Below are 4,764 nucleotides of genomic sequence, written 5' to 3' on the forward strand. Positions count from 1 at the left end.
AATAAGAATATACAGAGATATATACATATAATCGATTACTAGATTATTTATATAAAGAAAGGTTAAAAAATAAGTGTTTTTTTAATCTTTTCTCTCTTAAGATTTATCAATTTTTTATAAATTATAAATTTTATCAGATAAAAATAATTCAAATTCAAAAGTGAAATCATGAAAGCAGCTGTTATCGGTTTAGGTGTTGAAGGTAAAAAAGCTTTAAATTCCTTATTGAAACACAATTGGGAAGTTTATGCCACAGATTTAAATGTAAATATAAGTCTGGATAATTTGCCTATATCCCTTGCAGGTGTTGACATTTCCCCTCAAAAAGATAAAGTCAGCTTTATTAAAGACAAATTATCTATTGATTTGGGATTCAATGACCAAGAAAAGGTAGATTCCTGTGATGCAGTTGTTTTAAGCCCAAGCATTTGGGGAAGCAAACTTGCAGAACATTATAAAAACTCATGCAAGCTTCTTTGTGATGTTAAAACAGACCATAGAAATATGTTTACCATTGGTGTTACAGGAACCAATGGAAAAACCACCACAGTTACAATGATCAAGGAAATCCTTGAAAATGCAGGTAAGAATGTATTGGTCGGAGGCAATGCAGGTGGTGGATTTGAAGGTTACTATGACCTTATTCTTGAAGCAGATCCAAATGAATATGATGTCCTGCTTGTTGAAGTGTGTGATATGACAGTAGGTTTCTGCAGTCATTGTTTCGACTTTGATTTGATTGCATTGACTAATATGGGCAATGACCATATGAATGTCCATGGTTCTATGGAAGGCTATAAAAACTCCCTAAAAGGATTCTTTAAGGATAAAACAATCTTTATCAATAATAATCAAGAGTTTAAAGAGGAATTTAAGGAAGTTTCAAAACTTACAATAGAATATGATGAAACAAGCTATGATTTGAATCTTTTCGGCAGATTCAACAAGTTAAATGCAGGTCTTAGTGAAACCGTTGCTAAATACATTGATGATAATGCTTTTGAAATTGATGAAAATATAATTAAAAATACTTTAGAGAAGTTTGAACCTGTTAAAGGCAGATTGGAAGTATTGAAATTGAATGATTGTGAAATCTATATAGGAAAATCTGATAATTCAGATGCAATTAAACCATTATTGGAAGAAGTTGATTTCACAGCAATTTTTGTTGGAACTCCAAGACATAATGAAAATCACAGGTTCGATATTCTAAATGAAGTTGTTGATGCCAATCCGGAAGCAATAATTCTCTTCCCAGGATTAGAGGATACATTAGATCAAGCAAAATACAGACTAAACAGTTTAGATTATAATGGAAGAGTTGAAATAGCAAATAATCTTGATGAAATTATTGCCTTTGTAGCTGAGTTCTCACATGATCCTGCTATTCTAATCGGAGGAAATGGCCAAGAAACAATCATAAAGATACAGGATAGGTTAAGACAGATTTGCGATTCCTGTAATAGTTAAAAACAAATTATTGTTTAAACAATGATTCAATTTAAAATAAACAAAATGATATTTATCAAATTATTATAATAAAATGCAAAAAAAGGAAGTGTAAGTATTAGCTCAGATAGTTTAATGAAAAGAAATTCATTTAAGATATTTATTGCTTTATTAGCAATAATTATTGTTTTAGTACCTATCTCCATGGCAACTATTACTACCCAACAACAAAATATGAATGAAATTTCAAAATATGATAATGGTACTACAGTATTTGCAGGAGATAATATAATAGATAAGAATAAGATTAACAAATATCCTATTGTAGCAAATCTGGGATCAGTATTTGAACAGATAGGTAATGGAGAATTCTCTGATGCATTTTTTGCAGTAGCTACAGGTGCTGTTCCTACTCCATCATCAAAAATCCTATCAGGAAATGTCAGCAATGATGGTATTGTTGATGAATTTGAAGGTCCTGGATATGTTAGAGTTGATGATAACCAAATCACAGTAATTCCTCCAGCAGAGTTTGTATGGGGATATAACAGCCCATATCTACAAGCTAAAATTGTCCCTGATGGAATTGATGTCATCAACAATAGAACCAACCAAACTGTTGGTCATATAGACCCAAAAACTATGGACAATGATACAGTTCCTGGTGATGTGGTTAATGCTGAAACATTAAAATACTGGTACAACCATTACGGTCAAGGTTCCAAATATACATTGGAATACTGTGTAGCAGGTATTAATGACAACAGAACCTACATTTCTCCAGATATGCTTAGAGAACATTTCCCAGAAGCTTACGATTACTCAATTAAATATCCTACCGGTTCTCCTGTACTTGTATACGGTAACAATTACACAGAAACCAAAGTTGCAAGCACATACACCTATTTGGATTCACACCCACAATACAACGATGCAAATAGGGAATATAACGCTAAACAATTCGTAAAAGCATGGAACGGTACAATAATTCCAGCTAATGCGAAAGGTTGTGGAAGAGATAGAATCGGTTTCAGTGCTATTCCTGAAAAGGATGCAGAATCCGGAATGGCTACACATGGTGTATGTCCACCTGCAAGATCATTAAGAAATGCTGTATTGTCCCTTGGATTTGCATTACCTGTTGGTATGGATTCAGGTCGTGATGCAGTGCTTTATGGTTTCAGTCCTTCCACTGGAATTAAAATCAATAACACACTCAAATATCCAATTAAGATACAAATGTGGACAGAAGGTTCTGGTGCAGGTATGAGAATTTATACTAATGTTTATGAATTAATTCCTAATAGTTACATAGCTAACAATACAAATAGTACAAATAGTACAAACAGTACAAATACTACAAATAATTAAATCTTTAAAAAATCATTATTTAAGGTAATATTATGCTTACAATCTCAGCAGTAATCACTGCAGCTGGAAAAAATTCTAGAATGAGAAAAGACCAGGAAGAAATGAACATTCCTTTGCAAAATAAACTTACACTTCCATTAAACTCTAAGGAATATTCAAATACAGTCATTGAAACAACAATTCGCAATGTATTGAATACTGACAATATCGATGAATGTACAGTAGTTCTTGGTCATTACAGTGAAGAAATATTGCCTTTTATTGATAATATTCATGATGATAGGTTAAAAATTGTTATAAATGATCCTGTTGATGTAGGTCTTTCTGTTTCCTTATTGAATGGTCTTCAAAATATATCTTCAGATATTGCATTATGTGTAACAGGAGATCAGCCTACAGTAAGCACAAAAACCTTTAACAATATCATTGACACTATCATCAATAGTGAAAATCCTAAAAAAACCATTTCCGTACTTAGAAGAATTGAAATTGGTAAATTGGATAGTGCAGTAGGCTTGGGAATGCCTTTTGCAGCAGACAGAAAGGAATTGATCAAATATCTAAAGGATAAGGATGACAACTTAAATCCAATTTTAAGGGAAATCTTTGCTGATGGCTTTGATTTCTATGGAGTTGAGGAAAACCATCCAAATGAATTGATCAATATCAATCATTACAGTGAATACGAAAGTATTTTATAAAATTTTAATCTAATAATTTATTAATTATAAATTTATTAAAAAATAGTTAAAAACTAATATAAACTATACATGGTGAAAATATGTCTTTTGAAAAGGAAATTAAATTAGTAGAAGAACTTTGTATGACTCCAGGTATCTCTGGTTTTGAGGAAAACATTGCAGAGATTATTAAAAGAGAATTAAAAGATGTAGCTGATGAGATTGAAACTGATGCTATGGGTAATGTAATCGCTACAAAGAAAGGTTCTTCTAAAAAAGGACCTAAAGTAATGCTTGCAGCTCACATGGATGAAATAGGTTTAATGGTAAGATATATTGATGATAATGGATTTGTAAGATTCTCAACCATTGGTGGAATCAATGACCAAATGCTAATGAATCAAACTGTTGTAATTCATTCCAAAAACGGTGACGTAACCGGTGTAATCGGATCCAAACCACCTCATGTTACTAAACCAGAAGAAAGAAAAAAAGTTGTTCCTTTTGATGAAATGTTTATTGACATTGGAGCAAAAGACAAGGAACAAGGTGAAGAAATGGTTTCTATTGGAGACCCAATCACTTTTAAAACTTGGTTTGAAGCATTCCCAAATGATTTAGTTATGTGTAAGGCTTTAGATAACCGTCTTGGTTGTTTTGTAATGATGGAAGTTTTAAAAAGAGTAGATTCCAAAGCTACTGTCTATGGTGTAGGTACAACCCAAGAGGAAGTAGGATTAAAAGGAGCTAAAGTAACTTCCTATAAATTAAACCCAGATATGGCATTTGCTCTTGATGTAACCTTATCTGGAGATCATCCAGGAATCAAACCTGACGAAGCTCCTGTAGTGATTGGAAAAGGACCTGCTGTCATCTTAATTGATGCGAGCGGAAGAGGAATCATAACTCCTAAGGCCATTAGAGATTTACTTTTAAATACTGGTGATAAGGAAGAAATTCCATACCAACTTGAAGTGAGTGATGGCGGTACAACTGATGGTTCAGCTATTCACCTTACTAGAGAAGGTATTCCTACTGGTGTTTTATCTGTTCCTACAAGATACATACACACAACTGTTAGTGTAGCAAGTATGGAAGACGTTGAAAACACAATCAAATTGATTGTTGCTGCTATCAACAGTTTAGAATAGATATTTTAATATATAGAATAATTAATTATTCTATCTCTTTTTTTCTTTTTTTATTTTAAATTAATGAATTATTTTAGTAAACTTTTATCACTATTTTTATCAAAAATGTTACA

At 32.1% G+C, this 4,764-nt stretch carries 4 protein-coding genes; all 4 read left to right on the forward strand.

The window, feature by feature from the left end; all coding sequences use genetic code 11:
• The first annotated feature begins 168 nt into the window (after positions 1-168).
• The 4 genes from ACKI67_RS06700 to ACKI67_RS06715 all read left to right on the forward strand — a co-directional run bounded on the left by ACKI67_RS06700 (position 169) and on the right by ACKI67_RS06715 (position 4,651).
• On the forward strand, positions 169-1,470 hold the full coding sequence (locus tag ACKI67_RS06700; RefSeq protein ID WP_407462680.1) for a Mur ligase family protein: 1,302 nt from the start codon (positions 169-171) through the stop codon (positions 1,468-1,470).
• 183 nt (positions 1,471-1,653) lie between these two features.
• On the forward strand, positions 1,654-2,820 hold the full coding sequence (locus ACKI67_RS06705; RefSeq protein WP_407462682.1) for a hypothetical protein: 1,167 nt from the start codon (positions 1,654-1,656) through the stop codon (positions 2,818-2,820).
• A 32-nt stretch (positions 2,821-2,852) separates the two neighbouring features.
• A complete protein-coding gene (locus tag ACKI67_RS06710; protein ID WP_407462683.1) occupies positions 2,853-3,521 on the forward strand; it encodes an NTP transferase domain-containing protein in 669 nt (222 codons plus the stop codon).
• Between the two features lie 80 nt (positions 3,522-3,601).
• Entirely contained in the window at positions 3,602-4,651 is a 1,050-nt protein-coding gene (locus tag ACKI67_RS06715) for a M42 family metallopeptidase (protein ID WP_407462684.1), read from the forward strand.
• Positions 4,652-4,764 lie beyond the last annotated feature (113 nt).

Origin of the sequence: Methanobrevibacter sp. (genome assembly GCF_045577275.1) — an archaeon.
In the GTDB taxonomy this organism is placed as follows: domain Archaea; phylum Methanobacteriota; class Methanobacteria; order Methanobacteriales; family Methanobacteriaceae; genus Methanobrevibacter.

Coding starts and splice junctions, on each gene's coding strand:
- ACKI67_RS06700 (WP_407462680.1), top strand. CDS start 169: ATGAAAGCAGCTGTTATCGGTTTAGGTGTTGAAGGTAAAAAAGCTTTA.
- ACKI67_RS06705 (WP_407462682.1), top strand. CDS start 1,654: ATGGCAACTATTACTACCCAACAACAAAATATGAATGAAATTTCAAAA.
- ACKI67_RS06710 (WP_407462683.1), top strand. CDS start 2,853: ATGCTTACAATCTCAGCAGTAATCACTGCAGCTGGAAAAAATTCTAGA.
- ACKI67_RS06715 (WP_407462684.1), top strand. CDS start 3,602: ATGTCTTTTGAAAAGGAAATTAAATTAGTAGAAGAACTTTGTATGACT.